The sequence below is a fragment of the Rossellomorea sp. QJM3NY_18 genome (assembly GCF_056173145.1).
The window spans coordinates 2,808,176-2,825,624 of the sequence record NZ_CM149659.1 but is presented as its reverse complement, the minus strand read 5'-3'; the positions used below and the strand labels follow the sequence as shown (position 1 = coordinate 2,825,624).

The following is a 17,449-nucleotide window of genomic DNA, read 5'->3' as shown; positions in this document are numbered from 1 at the left end:
TCTCCTTTCGTGCATACCCTATCTATTTTAAGCTTGTCTTCATGCTTCATCAAGTATGGACCCTGGTAATAATTTATAATTAATATCGTTTGTAATGTAAATGTAATAAAAGTCGACTTTTATTAACCTATTGTAAATTCGGGGCGAAAAGTATTTACGTATGCCCCGTAATATATTAAAAATGATATGGGGTTTTTGTTGTTTAATGTCGAAAATATATGTAGGGGTTGAAAAAATGGAATTAAATTGGCAGGAAATGTTGTTTCAGTTCTTTGGAGGACTAGGTATTTTCCTCTTTGGGATAAAGTATATGGGGGATGGCCTTCAGAAGTCAGCGGGTGAACGCCTTAAGGAAATCCTGGATAAGTTCACGACCAATCCGTTCATGGGAGTTTTGGCGGGTGTTTTTGTTACAGTCTTGATCCAGTCGAGTAGTGGCACGACGGTCATCGTGGTCGGACTGGTAAGTGCAGGTTTCATGACCCTCAGACAAGCAATCGGTGTCATCATGGGTGCCAATATCGGTACGACGGTGACAGCCTTCATCATTGGTGTTGACATTGGGGAGTATGCCCTTCCGATTATTGCCGTAGGTACCATCCTGTTATTCTTCTTCAAGAATAAAAAAGTCCATAATCTTGGACAAATGATCTTTGGCTTCGGTGCCTTATTCTATGGGCTCGAATTAATGGGTGGAGGAATGAAACCTTTACGCTCATTGGAAGCATTCCATGATTTGACCGTTAGCATGAGTGATAATCCGATTCTTGGAGTGGTCGTCGGGACATTGTTTACAGTGGTTGTACAAAGTTCTTCTGCAACGATTGGTATCCTTCAGGAGCTGTATAGTTCCAATCTCGTTGACCTACAGGCGGGACTGCCGATTTTATTCGGTGATAACATCGGGACAACCATCACAGCTGTATTGGCTGCACTGGGTGCATCAGTCGCTGCCAGGCGTGCTGCGGCGGTACATGTACTATTTAACTTAATTGGAACAACCTTATTCTTGATCATATTGCCGTTCTTCTCAAAGTTTGTCATCTTTCTACAAACTACATTCAACCTGAATGAGCCAATGACCATTGCATTCGCTCATGGTACTTTCAATATAACGAATACCATCATTCAATTTCCTTTCATCGCTGTATTGGCGCTGATTGTAACGAAGTTGATACCGGGTCAGGACTCGATCGTTGATTATAATTCTAAACATCTGGATCCTGTATTCATCGAACAATCGCCATCCATTGCGTTAGGCCAGGCGAAAGAAGAAGTTCTCCGCATGGGAACATTTGCCGTTAAAGGATTACAGGAAACAAATGAGTTCTTAAAGACAAAGAGCTCGAAAAATTCAGAGGCAGCTTATCAAATAGAAGGCGCCATCAATAATCTTGATAAGAAAATCACGAATTATCTTGTTGATCTATCATCTGCTTCGCTTTCGGAATCTGAATCTGAGCGTCATTCGATCCTGATGGATACAGTTCGGGATATTGAACGGGTGGGTGATCATTTTGAAAACATTGTTGAGTTGGTTGAATACCAACAAGCCAATAAAGTGAAAATCACGGATGATGCCATGTCCGATCTTGAAGTCATGTTCAATCTGACAATTGAAACAGTGGAAAAAGCGATCAAATCTTTGGATTTGAACGACACTGAAATTGCAAGAGAAGTGGCGGAGAAGGAAGATCAGATCGATAAAATGGAACGTAAGCTACGCAAACAGCATATCCTGCGTTTGAACGAAGGAAAATGTTCGGGACAAGCTGGTATCGTATACGTAGATATCATCAGTAATCTAGAACGTATCGGGGATCATGCCGTCAATATTGCTGAAGCAGTATTGGGAGTAGAATAAGTTTCTTTCCTGACCTCTTTGGAATTTGTCAAAGGGGTCAGTTTTTTTTATACTCAAAAGGGGGTGTTAACGTGGACATCGTTTATTGGAGTATCATTATCATACTCATGATTTTATCGTTTGTCGGGCTTGTGTACCCGATTTTGCCAAGTGTCGTTTTATTAATGGGAAGCTTTCTGCTCTATGGGGTGTTTTTCAGCTTTGAACCATTCAGCTGGTTGTTCTGGACTGTGCAGATCCTGTTTGTTGCCCTCTTGTTCGGTGCAGATTATATGGCGAACCTGATCGGTGTCAAAAAATTCGGAGGCACGAAGGCAGGAATATGGGGAAGCACCATCGGACTGCTCATTGGTCCCTTCGTCATCCCTGTCATAGGAATATTGATCGGACCTTTCCTTGGCGCCGTCATAGGGGAGTGGGCCGTTCATCGCTCTAACCTGAAGACTGCAGTTAAAGTGGGGGTAGGGTCTGTAGTAGGATTTATCTCAAGTGTCTTCACAAAAGGATGCATTCAAATCGTAATGGCCATCTATTTCTTTTGGGTTATTTAATGGCTATTTTCATACAATAGTGTAAGCATATAAGAGACCTTGTGTTGATTGGAGCGGAAGGTGCTCGACTCCTGCGGGAAACGCTGGACAGTCCGAAAAGCGAAAGCGGCTTGACCAGCCCCGACAAGCATAAGCTGAATGGGCTAAGAAGGCGTCCTTTTGTCTTCTTGGACCATTCAGCTTATGACCTCGAGGGGCTAGCCGCTGTAGCTGGACAGGTGAGACCCCACAGGGCTTTAGCCCGAGGAGGCTCACCGCCAGCCCCGCGGAAAGCGAGCACCTGCAGCGGAAATCAACTACTTCTCGCTAATCAAAAATGACAAAATAATATCCCAATGACTAGTCAGCAGAAAAGAGGGGCATTTTATCCTTGTAAGTAAAAATTGAGAGATTGAAGGCAAAATATTTGAACAGATATAGTAGTTTTGGTAATCTTATACTGAAACGGCCTGAATATAGCTATTCAGGAAACTATACATAGGGAGGAATTTATAATGGCTTACGAATTACCGCAATTACCTTACGCATATGATGCATTAGAACCTCATATCGACAAGGAAACAATGAACATTCACCACACAAAACACCATAACGCATATGTGACGAAAGTAAATGATGCACTTCAAGGACACGACGATTTATTAAGCAAATCCATTGAAGATCTTGTTTCTAACTTAGACGCTGTTCCTGAAGGTGCTCGTACTGCAGTTCGCAATAATGGTGGCGGTCACGCTAATCACTCTCTATTCTGGACGGTATTATCACCGAATGGTGGAGGCGCTCCATCTGGAGAGTTAGCAGATGCCATCTCTTCCAAGTTCGGAAGCTTCGATTCATTTAAAGAAGAATTCGCAAATGCTGCTGCAACTCGCTTTGGCTCAGGCTGGGCTTGGCTTGTAGTAAACAACGGTGAATTGGAAATAACAAGTACACCAAACCAGGACAGTCCTTTAATGGAAGGGAAATCTCCTGTCTTAGGTCTTGATGTTTGGGAGCATGCTTACTACCTGAACTATCAAAACCGTCGTCCTGATTACATCAGTTCATTCTGGAACGTTGTAAACTGGGATGAAGTAGCGAAGCGTTATTCAGCTGCTAAGTAATTTTATTCATACAGGAAGAGAGGTTCTTTCAGGAACCTCTCTTTTTTTTGTATAAGTTTCTTCCCTTTTTCACAAGATAGGGGTACGTTAAAGGGGAGTTTTACACATGAGCAGCTTTAAAAAGATACTAGGTGACATTGATTTAACGAAAGATCTGACTTTGCTCCTGTTGATCGGGGGATTATACTCTTTGAGTATTGCCCTCTCGAACACATTCGTGAACATATACTTATGGAAACAGTCAGGTGAATTCATTGATTTGGGTGTTTATAATTTAACCGTTGTCATCTTTCAGCCTCTTACATTTATTTTAGCTGGAAGGTTGGCAAAGAAAGTGGACCGGGTGATTGTATTACGCTTCGGTGTTATTTTTTTGGCTCTCTTTTACATATCCGTATTGGCATTCGGAGAATCGGCAGAAGATTATCTTGTCGTGTTGGGAGCATTACTTGGGATCGGCTATGGTTTCTACTGGTTAGCCTTCAATGTGTTGACTTTCGAAATCACCGAACCTGAAACAAGGGATTTCTTCAATGGCTTCCTTGGTACCCTGACTTCCGCCGGGGGAATGATCGGACCGATCCTCGCCGGTTTCATCATTTCAAGGTTTGCTTCCTTTAAGGGGTATACCATTGTATTCGGAATCTCTCTTTTGCTTTTTTTCATCGCGGTTATTATGAGCTTCTTTCTTAAGAGGAGGCCGGCATCCGGACGTTATCTATTCCTCAGGATCTTGGAGGAAAGAAAGCACAATCACAATTGGCGCTTCATCACAAATGCCCACTTTTTCCAGGGGCTGAGGGAAGGAACCTTCATCTTTATCATTTCGGTGTTTGTCTTCATCAGTACGGGAAGTGAATTTGCCATTGGTACCTTTGGCTTGATCAACTCAGGCATTGCCTTTGTAGGGTATTATATCGCTTCCCGGGTCATAAAGAAAAACCTGAGAAAACGTGCTATTCTTTTAGGTGGAATCCTCCTGTATCTTGCCATATTCCTGATCGTATTTGATGTTACGTATACGAAATTATTGCTTTATGCTGGTGTCATTGCCATTGCCTACCCCATCCTGCTGGTCCCTTATATCTCTATGACATATGATGTGATCGGTACGGGATGGAACGCTGCTGAAATGAGAATCGAGTACATTGTGGTCAGGGAAATCTTCTTGAATCTGGGAAGGATCGTCTCTGTTCTTGCTTTCATCGTAGCCGTGACTTTCTTTAATCAGGCAGAGAGCATCCCGATACTCCTATTGATACTAGGGGCAGGGCATACATTGATTTATTTGTTTGTACGGAAAGTCGTGCTGCCTTTATAAGGGACTTAATACAAAGAGAGGGAAAGATTTCCTCTCTTTACTTATGGCTAGATTATCCTTGAAATTTTCTATAAAATAAAGGGATAGGATAAAGATGATTCTGTTCCCTCCTTGTTAGATGTCCAATCAACCAGGAACGAAACAAGAGCACAGAGAGATTTTTACATAGAGGAAGGGTTGGAAGACTTGAAAAGAAATAAGAGAAAAAGAAAGACGCATGTTCCCGTCAGGATGAATTTGCTGTTCTTTGCCGTGTTCTTATTATTTTCCCTTCTTGTACTTAGACTTGGACTTGTTCAGATCGTGAATGGGGAGAGCTATAAAAAAGAAGTGGATAGAACGGAAGATGTCGTGGTCAATACAGGTGTGCCACGTGGGAAAATGTATGACCGTTACGGGAATGTGATCGTCGATAATATTCCGCTGAATGCCGTCACGTATACACGGGCAAACAATACCAAGATCGATGAAATGATCGAAGTTGCGTCCAAACTATCCAGGTTCATCGAAAAAGATACGGGAGACGTGACTGAGCGGGACAAGAAGGATTATTGGATCATCAAGCATCCTGAAGCAGCCGATGCAAAAGTCTCGGCCGGGGAAGTCAAAAAGCTCCAAAGCAATGAAGAACTGTCTGAAGATGACATGAATAAAAAAGTGTATCAAATGAGACTCGACCGGATTTCCGAGAAAGAGCTTGATTCACTCACAGAAAATGACCTTGAGATCATCGCCATTTACCGTGAGTTCTCCAGTGGTTATGCGCTTAATCCACAGATTGTGAAGAATGAAGGAGTCACTCCGGAGGAATTCGCAACGGTCAGTGAGCATCTGAGTGAACTACCAGGTGTCAACACGACGACAGATTGGAAGCGTTCCTATGTATTTGATGATACGTTACGAACCATTTTAGGGAACGTGTCCTCTTCAAGGGAAGGATTGCCAAAGAATTTGGTGGATTCCTATTTAGCTCAGGATTATAATCGGAATGATCGCGTAGGTAAGAGCTATGTAGAACTTGAATATGAAGATGTTCTTCAAGGAAAAAAGGAACAAATCAAGAACGTAACCAAAGGCGGAAGTGTACTGGAATCGGTCCTTGTGCAACAAGGACAGCGAGGCAAGGATATCGTCCTTACCATCGATATGGAACTCCAGCGTGAAATCGAAAAAATAATCGAAGAAGAATTAAGTAAACAGATTGTTCATCGGGACGCATCTCCAGACCTGGATCGGGCGTATGTCGTCATGATTGACCCGAATACCGGGGAGATCCTGGCGATGGCTGGTAAACAATATGTCAAGAATTCTGAAACGGGCAAGTACGAAATGCGTGACGCTGCACTTGGAACCTTTACATCTTCCTATGAAGTGGGTTCCGTTGTGAAAGGCGCTACGGTATTAACTGGATATATGACCGGTAAATTGACGCCGGGTGAGGTTCTGATTGATGAACCATTAAGAATCAAAGGGACTAAACCGAAAACATCCTGGTTCAATAAATACCAGCAAATCCCGATGACCGATTTATACGCATTGGAGAAGTCCTCCAACGCCTACATGTGGAAGGTTGCCCTGAAAATTGCCGGTGGCCGGTATGTACCGAATGAGCCGATTGTGAACAACCCGGAAGCGTTCGATGTGTTCAGAAATCACTACGCTCAATTTGGTTTAGGCGTCCCGACAGGCATCGACCTGCCCGGGGAATCGGCCGGTTTGACAGGAACCAAGACAGATCCCGGTTTCTTACTGGATTTGGCGATCGGTCAGTTTGATACGTACACAACCATGCAGCTGGCACAATATGTTTCCACCATCGCGAATGACGGATATCGAGTACAGCCTCACATTATGAAGGAAATAAGGGAACCGACCAATGAAAAGGAAAGCCTTGGCCCCATCCTTTTCGAGAAAGAGACGAATGTACTGAATCGCATTGATGCGACGCAGGAACAGATCAAACATGTTCAAAAAGGTTTCTATCGTGTTTATCATAACCCTGAAGGAACGGGTTACTTATTTCATGACGCACCATATAATGCAGCGGGGAAATCCGGTACAGCTGAGACGTATATAGACGGGGAACTGAGTTATAACACCACGTTGATTGGATATGCGCCTTACGATAATCCTGAGGTGGCGTATGCCACTGTGGTGCCGGCCTCTCATATCCAGGCAAGCGGCGTGGCCGATCCATATGTGAATAAGTACATCTCAAGACGGGTGATGGATAAGTACTTTGAATTAAAGAAGAAGCGTGCGGAAGAAGAGAAAGATCCCACTTCAGTAAACAAGAAAGTCGAGAACGCGGAAGAGGCAGAAGAGCAAATGCAGAAGGAAAGAGAACAGAATAACTAATTAAAAAGCTGATCCATGGGAAATTTGTTCCATGAATCAGCTTTTTTTATTGTGAATGATCACATGAAACCGTGAATCGGTTTAATAAATTCATCAAACATAGACATTTTTTAATGGTCGTACATAATTCATCGATCATTACACAATACTAGTGTCAATAAGGGTTTTAAGCTTTTATGAACCGCGGAATCATGAAAGGGAATGTCGAATTTACAAAACCTTTACAATCGATTAAAACACCATTAACACTCATCTATTAATCTAGTACTCGTAGGACAAAACAACCAATATTCTAGGGGGAATTAAAGAATGAAGAACTTCAAGAAATACGGACTGCTTTTAATCATCGCAACGCTCGTAGCATTTGCCGCTGCATGTGGGAATGGAAGCAGCACAGATGAAAATGCTGGAGACGACAAAAAAGGTTCAGAAACAGCTGGCTCAATCGTAGTTTCAGGTTCTTCTGCAATGCAACCACTTGTTGCAGCAGCTGCTGAAGAATTCATGGCAGAAAATCCGGATGCAGATATCCAAGTGAACGCTGGAGGATCTGGTACAGGATTATCCCAAGTTTCTGAAGGATCCGTTCAAATCGGTAACTCGGATGTATTCGCTGAAGAAAAAGAAGGAATCCCGGCGGACGAGTTAGTTGACCATAAAGTAGCGGTAGTTGGTATGACTGCTGCAGTTAATCCTAATGTTGGTATTGAAGACATTTCTAAAGAAGATCTTAAAAAAGTATTCACTGGTGAAATCAAGAACTGGAAAGAACTTGGTGGTAAAGATCAAAAGATCACTCTTGTAAACCGTCCGGATTCTTCTGGTACACGTGCTACATTCGTTAAGTTTGGTCTTGATGGAGAAACACCTGCTGAAGGAATCACGGAAGATTCATCAAACACTGTAAAGAAAATCATCAATGAGACTGATGGAGCCATCGGCTACCTTGCATTCTCATACTTCACGGATGACAGCGTGACTCCACTATCAATCGATGGTGTTAAAGCAACTGACGAAAATGTTCAAAAAGGTGATTTCCCAATTTGGGCTTATCAACATTCTTACACTAAAGGGGAAGCTGAAGGTTTAGCTAAAACATTCCTTGATTATATGATGAGTAAAGATGTTCAAACTGGATTACTGAAAGATCAAGGTTACATCGCTGCCACAAAAATGGAAGTAGAGCGTGACGCTGAAGGGAAACAAACGAAAAAGTAAAGATGATGCAATTAAATAAATTGATAGGGTAGATGCTTGAAGGCATTTACCCTATTATCTCGTATTTAGGGGTGTTTATGGATATGGAAAACAAGCTACCTGCCTCAAAGAGGCTGATTAAAAGTAATAGATCTTGGATGAACGGTGAATTTAAGGGAAGATTCTTAGTGACATTAAGTGCAGTCATCATGATTGCCGCAACAATTTCCATCACCATTTTCTTAACATCAAAAGGGTTGCAGTCATTTATTAAAAATGGTGTAAGTCCAATTGAATTCTTAACCAGCCCGGATTGGAAGCCTACAGGTGAAAATCCAATGTATGGTGCTCTTCCGTTCATTTTCGGTTCCTTTGCGGTTACGATTCTTTCTGCATTAATTGCAGCACCGCTTGGTATCGGAGCGGCTATCTTTATGACGGATATCGCCCCATCATGGGGAAGGAAAATCATGCAGCCGATTGTAGAGCTCCTTGTCGGGATCCCGTCAGTTGTTTATGGATTTATAGGACTTACAGTATTGGTCCCATTTATTCGGTCTAATACTTCCGGTATCGGGTTTTCACTGCTTGCCGGTATGATCGTATTATCCGTGATGATTTTGCCGACCATCACTACTATTGCCACAGACGCCATGAGTTCATTGCCGAAAAGCCTTCGCGATGGATCATATGCATTAGGGGCAACAAGATGGCAAACGATTAGAAAGGTATTAATCCCTGCTGCATTGCCAACCTTATTGACAGCTGTCGTACTGGGTATGGCGAGAGCATTTGGTGAAGCACTGGCTGTTCAAATGGTCATAGGAAATACAAGAGATCTTCCTCAAAGTATAGTAGACGCATCAGCGACGTTGACAACGATCATTACGTTAAATATGGGACATACCACTTATGGAAGCGTAGAGAACAACACGCTCTGGTCGATGGGCCTCATTCTATTAATCATGTCATTCATATTTATCTTATTGATCCGCTACTTATCATCGAGGAGGAAAGTCTAATGAATAGTAAGAGAGCAGACAAAATCGCCACAGGTGTTTTCATTGGTATAGCAACAGTCATCATTGCGCTATTAGTCGCTTTATTTTCTTATATATTAGTAAAAGGTCTCCCATATGTGACATGGGACTTCCTGACAACTCCATCCAGTGCTGTCCGTGCCGGTGGAGGAATCCGTGACCAATTATTCAATTCATTCTATATCCTGATCATCACGATGATCATAACGGTTCCACTAGGTGTCGGCGGAGGCATCTATATGGCTGAATACGCAAAGCCAGGTAAGATCACGAATACCATCCGTTCTTGTATTGAAGTACTGGCCTCATTACCATCTATCGTCATCGGAATGTTTGGACTATTGGTGTTCGTAAATACAACGGGTTGGGGATATACCATTATAGGTGGAGCCCTGGCACTTACGGTATTTAATCTTCCTGTATTGGTTCGTGTAAGTGAAGATGCCATCAGGAGCGTACCCCGTGAGTTGAAAGAAGCGAGCCTTGCTCTTGGGATCACCAATTGGCATACCGTTAAAACTGTACTCATCCCTGGTGCATTCCCGTCTATTTTGACAGGGGCCATCCTTGCATCGGGCCGTGTATTCGGTGAGGCAGCTGCCTTATTATTCACAGCCGGACTGTCGACTCCAAGATTGAACTATATGGATTGGAATCCAGTTTCGCCTACATCTCCTTTGAATCTTTTCAGACCGGCTGAAACCCTGGCTGTTCACATTTGGTCGGTTAACACCCAAGGGTTGATTCCCGATGTAGATGAAAAAGCAGCAGGCGCTTCTGCCGTCTTGATTCTTTCGGTGTTGATCTTTAACCTGGGTGCACGATTCATCGGAAGCTACATTCATAATAAAATGACAGCGACAAAATAATAGAAGGTGTGATAGTACATGTCGGTTCAATTAGAAACGAAACAGAAGCGCTCTTCAAGAGTAGCGGATCGAATCAAAAATGAGACCATCATTGATGTTCAGAATTTAGATTTCTATTACGGCGATAATCACGCCGTTAAAAATATAAACATGGAAATTGAAAAAAATGCTGTGACAGCATTGATCGGTCCTTCCGGTTGCGGGAAATCGACCTTCTTAAGAACGGTTAACCGCATGAATGATCTGGTGCCTATCGCCCGTGCAGAGGGGAAAATCATGTACGAGGATGTAAATCTTCTGGGTAAGGATATTGATGTAGTAGCCCTTCGCAAAGAAATCGGGATGGTTTTCCAGAAGCCGAATCCATTCAGTAAATCCATATACGAAAATATTGTTCATGCATTGAAATTTTCCGGAATCAAAAAGAAGAGTGTCTTGAATGATATGGTAGAGGAAAGTTTGACCAAAGCGGCACTTTGGGATGAAGTAAAAGACCGTCTTCATACTTCGGCACTCTCATTATCAGGTGGACAGCAGCAGCGGTTATGCATCGCAAGGACCATTGCAATGAAACCGACGGTCATGTTATTGGATGAACCATCCTCGGCCCTGGACCCGATCTCAAATGCCAAGATTGAAGAATTGATCACGGATTTGAAGAAAGAGTACACGATTGTCATTGTCACCCATAACATGGGCCAGGCATCCCGTGTTTCTGACAAGACGGCATTCTTTTATAATGGTGATTTAGTGGAATTCGACCAAACCGAAAAGATTTTCACCAATCCATCGGAAAAAAGGACGGAAGACTATATTTCAGGACGTTTCAGTTGATCAATTAGTTGGAGGGGTTTCGTGTGTCAATAGCTGCAACGAAAAAAACGGCATTTAATGTAAACGACTTAAATTTATGGTATGGAAATAACTATGCTTTAAAAAACATTACGTTTCCTATTTATGATAAAGAGGTTACCGCAATCATTGGACCATCAGGATGCGGGAAATCGACATTCGTCAAAACATTGAACTTAATGAATCGTTCGGTGCCCGGGATTAAAATGTCCGGAGAAATCAATTACAACGGGACGAATATCCTCTCAGACAAGGTCGATTTAGTTGAATTGAGAAAAAAAGTGGGGATGGTGTTCCAAAAAGGAAATCCATTTCCGCAAAGCATTTATCACAACATTACGTTCGGACCGAAAGTGCATGGGGTCAAAAAGAGGAAAGAGCTAGATGAAATCGTGGAATCAACGTTAAAGAGTGTTGCATTATGGGAGGAAGTAAAGGATCGATTAGATGCCCCGGCCATGGGTCTGTCGGGTGGTCAACAACAGCGTCTGTGTATTGCCAGGGCACTTGCGACAAAACCTGAAATCCTTCTGATGGACGAACCGACCTCGGCTCTCGATCCCATTTCCACTGTCAAAATCGAAGAACTGATCAGTGAGCTCAAGAAACAATATACGATTGTCATTGTCACTCATAATATGCAGCAGGCGGCAAGGGTTTCTGATAAGACAGCTTTTTTCCTATTAGGGGACTTGATTGAACTGGACGAAACGGATAAAATATTTTCTAATCCTAGTGACAAAAGAACGGAAGACTATGTATCGGGACGATTTGGTTAACTTGCACTTCGAGAAAAATGGTTCTTCATCATTACTTAGCAAAGGGGAATAAGTATGGCGATTAGAAGAAATTTCGATAATAATTTAAAAGAGTTAAAAGACAAACTCTTCGATATGGCGGATCTTGCTAAAGTATCTTTAAAAGAGTCTGTGGTAGCCTTGAAGACACAAGACATTGAAAAAGCAGAGGAAATCATCAAAAAAGATCATATCATTAATCAATATGATAATGAAATCAATAATCTTGCCATCATTCTCATTGCGAAAGAATCTCCTGTAGCAACGGACTTGCGGAAAATCATCTCTGCATTAAGGATCTGTTCTGAAATTGAACGGATCGGGGATATGGCTACGAATATCGCGAAGTCTACCCTGCATATCGGAAACCAGAAATTGATCAAGCCGATTGAAGAAATTCCGAGAATGCTCTCGATTGCTGAAGAAATGCTCGAAGAAGCGCTGACGGCTTTCTATACTGAGGATGCTTCCATGGCGAAAAAAGTGGCAGATCGTGATGATGAGGTAGACGAACTGTACGGCCAACTGGTAAAAGAACTGATGACGTATATCCCGAACTATCCAGATGAAATCAGTCAAATTACGCAACTGGCGTTTACGTGCAGATATATTGAACGTGTAGCGGATCACGTCACGAATATTTGTGAAAATGTCATATTCTTAGTGACCGGTGAACGGTTTGATCTGAATAACTGAACTAAAATGGCCAATATATATTATAAACGGCTTACTCCAACAGTTGAGTAAGCCGTTTTTCTGGTTCTAAGCATTTATTGTTCGCCGACATGAGTCCTGAATGATAGAGAGGACTTCTTGTTTAGACAGTGTGGATTGTTTTGTGATCTGATCCACTTTTACCCCCTGCTTATAAAGGGATATGACTTGATTCTTAATAATTTCGTTAATTGGACTCTTGTGAAGGGTCATATCGCCATCCAACATGAGCTCTTCTTCCAATACGCTTATTCGCTTCTTCAATTTATAATGCTCCTGCAGAACATTCATCGATAATTCTTCCATATCTTTTTCAATATCACGATACCGATCCCGTTGGAAAAACGAAATGACAAGTAATAGGATAGAGAAGCTTACTAATCCAATGAATAGGTAAGTCACTTTATCACCCCAAGCTGTATTCTTCTCCTTTATTTATAGCACAGATCATGTTCCAACTCTATATGATACGTGGATAAATGTGAGGGATATACCAATATTTTGTCGAATGTCGTGGCAAGATCCACAAAGAAAAATGTCGTTATGGAAATGTAATCGCTTTATTATCATTTCAGCATACTAAATCATAAAAAAAATGCACGTTTAATCCTATTGCCATCATGTGTAACAAGATACGACAAAATGCGTTTATTGTAGGTTTTTCAATACGGTGTTACGATAAATTTAAGATTAATTGTCATAATATTTAGATTGAATTCATATAATAAATGTTTCGTTTTAGGAGGAATGGTTTTGATCACAGAAATAATCAAGTTAAAAGAACAAGGTGTGTCATTCAGGAGGATTGCCAAAGAACTGAATACAACCGTGGGTAAGGTACAATATCAATGGGTGAAGTACCAGAAAGCATTGGAGAATAGCCCGGTTCCAGCAGATGTTGAAATGATAGAACCGGAAACACCGAAGAAGCGTGTAGGAAGAGCAGCTTTTGGCAGGAAGATGCCTAAGGGCAGAGTGAGAAACCCGAGAGCCACCGAGTTATCGATTACGTTTTCAACTTCTTCCAGGATCTATTGTTATTGGAACATTTCCCATGACTGGATCCGGCATGTGAAGGCTCATTTTAAGATGAACTCCGACCCACAGCCATTTGTTCTTCGATTATATGATATTACTTCTATTTCTTTTAATGGTCATAATCAACATCACCATTCGGATTCGTATGTACCATTTACAGAAACCGATTGGTTCCTGAACGGATTAAAGGAAAACCGGAGCTACTGCATGGAAATCGGTTTGCGGCTACCGTCAGGGGACTTTGTTGCCTTTACCCGTTCCAATGTCATTCATACCCCGAGAACCTCTCATCAACAGGAGGCGCACAGTATGAAAGAGTTGGTGGAATACGAGCAGGGATTAATCAAGGAACCAAAGTGGGTGGAGCATGTCAGCACGTATTCGTATTATGTCATGAATGGGGAGGAAAAGGCATGAAGGCTCTTTCAGAAATCATCGTGTATCCAACATGTAATGAATATTCATATTCTCAAGTGTTTGAGCGGGAAGATATGCTTACTGCATTACTTTTAGAGAATGGAGAATTGATCGAATTCCTTGATCGGAATGAGAGTGGTTCCATTCCTGTCGTGTTGAATCCTCTCCTTTTCTCCCTTTTTATGAGCGAAGAGTTTAAAGAGAGGGCGAACGCTATCATTCAAAGCAACCTCCTGCAAGCAGGCTCTCATGATAAACATAAGTGGCAGTTCATCTATTCACAGTGGTCAACTTATGACATGAATCTCGTACAAGCCTACAAACATCTCGCATTGGAAGGAAAAGCAACCGTCATCCCTACGGCGGTAAGTCCTTTTCCATTAACCCATTACCGGACTCCACGGGCCATTGAATTCCAGGTTCGGATGAGTACATTACTATTCAAGCAATATTTTCAAATGATTCCTAAGACGTTCTGGTTACCTCAAGCCGCGTATGTACCGGGGATTGATCTTTATCTCACTCAGCAAGGCATTGACTATACATTCATTTCTTCCTTTTCCTATGAACATAGTGAGAAGGAACAGAACAGAGGTGTGATCAGGACGCCGAGGGGATTGAAGCTCATTCCTGTTGAGGAGGGCATTGACTCCCGGGAAGAAAACGATCAACCACTTTCAATCGTATTCGTAAAGACGCTATCAGACTATGATGCATTACTGAAACTGGATAGAGGGAATGCCCGTCATACAATGGAAATCATGCTGGAAGAACCTACCGCTCTTTCAAGGGTGGGCTTCGGGTATCTTGGAATGGAGAAGCCAATCCCGATCATGGCAGATTCAGCCATTCGGAATATTCGGGTGGTTCATCGCATGGAAGAGCAGTTGGAGAATATGGTTGCGTTGTCAGCCGAAACAGAGTGGGCCTTTCAGATTATAAGGGAATGGGTATCGAGCATGGAAGGGTTTAAAGATGAGAATGGATTAACTACGGTTCATTTCGACCGGTTGCTTGAACAAGTCATGGATGGGCATAAGGATGGACATCTCCTTCTTCATCGCAAGAGAATGATCCCTTTTCCATCTGACGACATTCTGGAGAAGCTCTCCATCGGAATGAAGGGTGACGTGGGAGAGAAGCATGATTCAGTGCTGATCCTTTCCTGGGAGTATCCGCCGAATATCGTGGGTGGGTTATCGAGACATGTGTATGATTTAGCCAACAATCTTGTAAAAAAAGGAAAGCATGTGCATGTTCTTACCACTAAGGCAAATGATGCACTTCCCCAGGAGCAATTGGAAGGTGTCACGATACATCGGGTGCATCCTTTGCATCCATATGAAGAAGATTTCTTTAAATGGGTATTCGATTTGAATCAGTCCTTCATTCAGTACGCGCATGACTTGATACGAGATGAAAGAATCACACATATCCATGCCCATGATTGGATCGTATCGACATCAGCGATGAAGCTGAAAGACTATTATTCCCTTCCTCTCATTACAACGATCCATGCTACCGAACATGGCAGGAATCAAGGGATTTACACCGATTTGCAACACAAGATCCATGGGGAAGAGCAGCTTCTCATCGGTGCTTCTGATCATCTCATCGTCTGCAGTGAGCATATGAAAGACGAAATCAAGAGCTTATTCACGATAGAAGCACCAATCGCTGTCATACCAAACGGTGTGGAAATGGAGAAACTGGACCAGTTATCCCCCTATACCTTTTCCAAACCATCGACGCCATACTTTTTTTCAATTGGAAGGATGGTTCATGAGAAAGGATTTGATACCATCATCCGTGCAGCCTCACGGTTAAAGGAAAAGGGTTATAACATCTCCTTCGTCATAGCAGGGAAGGGTCCGATGCTCGAGCAATATCGAAAGACGGTTATCGAGGAGCAGCTTTCTGATTCCGTATCATTTGTCGGATACATTTCGGATCGTGAACGAAATGACCATTTGAAGAATTGCCTGGCCGTCATCTTTCCAAGTTTGTACGAACCGTTTGGGATTGTTGCCCTGGAGGCGATGGCCTTCCGGAAAGGCGTGGTCGCTTCCAATACCGGTGGACTGAAGTCCATTGTGAAACACGAACAAACCGGCTTATTATTTGAACCCAATCAGGAACATAGTCTCTATACTCAATTGATTTCATTAATTGAAGATCCCCAAAAATCGGAACAGCTGGGTGAACTGGGTTTTAAAATGGCACAGTCCATGTTCAGCTGGGACCGGATCGCAGATCAGACCATTCATGTATATGATGATGTGCTTCTTCAATCAAAAGTCGAGGGCATAAAAAGATGAAGGCGGTTATATTGGCAGGTGGAGAAGGCAGGCGATTAAGGCCATATACGATGTCCGTTGCGAAGCCCATGGTCCCGATACTGAATAAGCCAATACTTGAATATAGCATTAACCTCCTAAGTTCTTATGGAATAAAAGATATATTGATTACGACTTGTTATAAAAGTGAGACCATTAAAGATTACTTCGGAAACGGGAAACGGTTCAATGTGAATATCACATATCTTGAGGAAAAATCCCCACTGGGGACAGCGGGTGGCATATTCCTCGCACGGCACAGGCTGCGAGAACCGTTCCTGGTTCTTAGCGGGGATGCTTTTACCAATATTCCCATCGACAAGGTCATTGAATTCCATTATGAGAAAAGAGCGGTCATGACCGTGGTGTCAAAGGAAGTGGTGAATCCAAAAGAATATGGAATCTGTCATACGGACGAAACCCGCAAATTAGTCGGTTTTATCGAAAAGCCCGAAGAGTGGACGGGTAATGAAGTCAATACAGGTGTATATATGCTTGATCCACGGCTTTTGGATCGATATGCCCACATTGGTGCCAAAGATTTCGGGCAGGATTTCATTCCCCGGCTTTTGTTGAATAATGAAGAAGTATACGTGTTTAAGACCAGTGCTTATTGGAGAGACATCGGTAACCCGGAAGAATATAAATGTGCAAGGGACGATCTTATGAGGGGACATTTCTCTCCTCCCTCTTTTAAGAAAGGATTCCATCATTCAAAGGGCTTGATGGAGCCTTTCATCACCCGTCTGCAGGTAGCCTGTCCAAATGGAAAGAAACCGATGGTGCTTGCAAAACTGCTTGAGACGGTTCCGTCTTCCTCCAGTCAGAAAGAAATCGTATTCGACCACAGGGATGGGGGCCGGACGAAAATCATAAGTGATCCAAAGAGAGGATTTATCATCTATTCCAATGCGGACAGAAGAAATCTGGCAAGGGAGTTTGCAAGATATTACGGAAAGAAAATAAAAATCTGGCAAAAGGTGTAGAGGCTA

15 protein-coding genes are annotated in these 17,449 nt (G+C 42.5%); 14 read left to right on the top strand and 1 reads right to left on the bottom strand.

The annotated features are described in order from the left end of the window. Positions 1 to 235 precede the first annotated feature (235 nt). The 11 genes from AC0VXY_RS14625 to phoU all read left to right on the top strand — a co-directional run bounded on the left by AC0VXY_RS14625 (position 236) and on the right by phoU (position 12,648). A complete protein-coding gene (locus tag AC0VXY_RS14625; protein ID WP_435990128.1) occupies positions 236 to 1,864 on the top strand; it encodes a Na/Pi cotransporter family protein in 1,629 nt (542 codons plus the stop codon). Positions 1,865 to 1,935: 71 nt separating this feature from the next. Continuing rightward, a complete protein-coding gene (locus AC0VXY_RS14620; protein ID WP_475525665.1) occupies positions 1,936 to 2,415 on the top strand; it encodes a DUF456 domain-containing protein in 480 nt (159 codons plus the stop codon). A gap of 494 nt (positions 2,416 to 2,909) precedes the next feature. Beyond that, positions 2,910 to 3,518 carry a superoxide dismutase gene (locus AC0VXY_RS14615; protein WP_475525664.1) on the top strand — a complete coding sequence of 203 codons (609 nt, stop codon included), beginning with the start codon at positions 2,910 to 2,912 and terminating at the stop codon, positions 3,516 to 3,518. Between the two features lie 106 nt (positions 3,519 to 3,624). After that, positions 3,625 to 4,839 (top strand): MFS transporter, encoded by a 1,215-nt coding sequence (locus AC0VXY_RS14610; RefSeq protein WP_475525663.1) that lies wholly within the window; start codon positions 3,625 to 3,627, stop codon positions 4,837 to 4,839. Between the two features lie 231 nt (positions 4,840 to 5,070). Next, complete coding sequence (locus AC0VXY_RS14605; protein WP_475525662.1) at positions 5,071 to 7,197, top strand: peptidoglycan D,D-transpeptidase FtsI family protein; 2,127 nt, start codon at positions 5,071 to 5,073, stop codon at positions 7,195 to 7,197. A gap of 309 nt (positions 7,198 to 7,506) precedes the next feature. Next, positions 7,507 to 8,415, top strand: a complete 909-nt coding sequence (locus tag AC0VXY_RS14600) for a phosphate ABC transporter substrate-binding protein (protein ID WP_435990132.1) — start codon at positions 7,507 to 7,509, stop codon at positions 8,413 to 8,415. 77 nt (positions 8,416 to 8,492) lie between these two features. Further along, entirely contained in the window at positions 8,493 to 9,416 is a 924-nt protein-coding gene (gene pstC, locus AC0VXY_RS14595) for a phosphate ABC transporter permease subunit PstC (protein WP_098439856.1), read from the top strand. After that, positions 9,416 to 10,303, top strand: coding sequence for a phosphate ABC transporter permease PstA (pstA, locus tag AC0VXY_RS14590; protein WP_034757612.1), 888 nt, complete (start codon positions 9,416 to 9,418; stop codon positions 10,301 to 10,303). The genes pstC and pstA overlap by 1 nt, the downstream gene beginning before the upstream one ends. Positions 10,304 to 10,321: 18 nt before the next feature. Further along, positions 10,322 to 11,137 (top strand): phosphate ABC transporter ATP-binding protein PstB, encoded by an 816-nt coding sequence (gene pstB / locus AC0VXY_RS14585; RefSeq protein WP_475525661.1) that lies wholly within the window; start codon positions 10,322 to 10,324, stop codon positions 11,135 to 11,137. Positions 11,138 to 11,160: 23 nt separating this feature from the next. Further along, positions 11,161 to 11,934 carry a phosphate ABC transporter ATP-binding protein PstB gene (pstB, locus tag AC0VXY_RS14580; RefSeq protein ID WP_435990134.1) on the top strand — a complete coding sequence of 258 codons (774 nt, stop codon included), beginning with the start codon at positions 11,161 to 11,163 and terminating at the stop codon, positions 11,932 to 11,934. Between the two features lie 54 nt (positions 11,935 to 11,988). Next, entirely contained in the window at positions 11,989 to 12,648 is a 660-nt protein-coding gene (phoU, locus tag AC0VXY_RS14575; RefSeq protein ID WP_435990135.1) for a phosphate signaling complex protein PhoU, read from the top strand. A gap of 66 nt (positions 12,649 to 12,714) precedes the next feature. Here phoU and AC0VXY_RS14570 read toward each other — a convergent pair whose 3' ends face one another. Continuing rightward, complete coding sequence (locus AC0VXY_RS14570) at positions 12,715 to 13,068, bottom strand: hypothetical protein (protein ID WP_475525660.1); 354 nt, start codon at positions 13,066 to 13,068, stop codon at positions 12,715 to 12,717. A gap of 351 nt (positions 13,069 to 13,419) precedes the next feature. On the opposite strand from AC0VXY_RS14570, the gene AC0VXY_RS14565 reads away from it, so the two are divergent. From AC0VXY_RS14565 to AC0VXY_RS14555, 3 genes are read left to right on the top strand one after another with little or no spacing between them, the layout of a single operon-like run. Next, positions 13,420 to 14,121 (top strand): DUF4912 domain-containing protein, encoded by a 702-nt coding sequence (locus AC0VXY_RS14565; RefSeq protein ID WP_475525659.1) that lies wholly within the window; start codon positions 13,420 to 13,422, stop codon positions 14,119 to 14,121. Then, positions 14,118 to 16,439, top strand: coding sequence for a glycosyltransferase family 4 protein (locus AC0VXY_RS14560; protein WP_475525658.1), 2,322 nt, complete (start codon positions 14,118 to 14,120; stop codon positions 16,437 to 16,439). The genes AC0VXY_RS14565 and AC0VXY_RS14560 overlap by 4 nt, the downstream gene beginning before the upstream one ends. Next, on the top strand, positions 16,436 to 17,443 hold the full coding sequence (locus AC0VXY_RS14555; protein ID WP_475525657.1) for a nucleotidyltransferase family protein: 1,008 nt from the start codon (positions 16,436 to 16,438) through the stop codon (positions 17,441 to 17,443). The genes AC0VXY_RS14560 and AC0VXY_RS14555 overlap by 4 nt, the downstream gene beginning before the upstream one ends. Positions 17,444 to 17,449 lie beyond the last annotated feature (6 nt).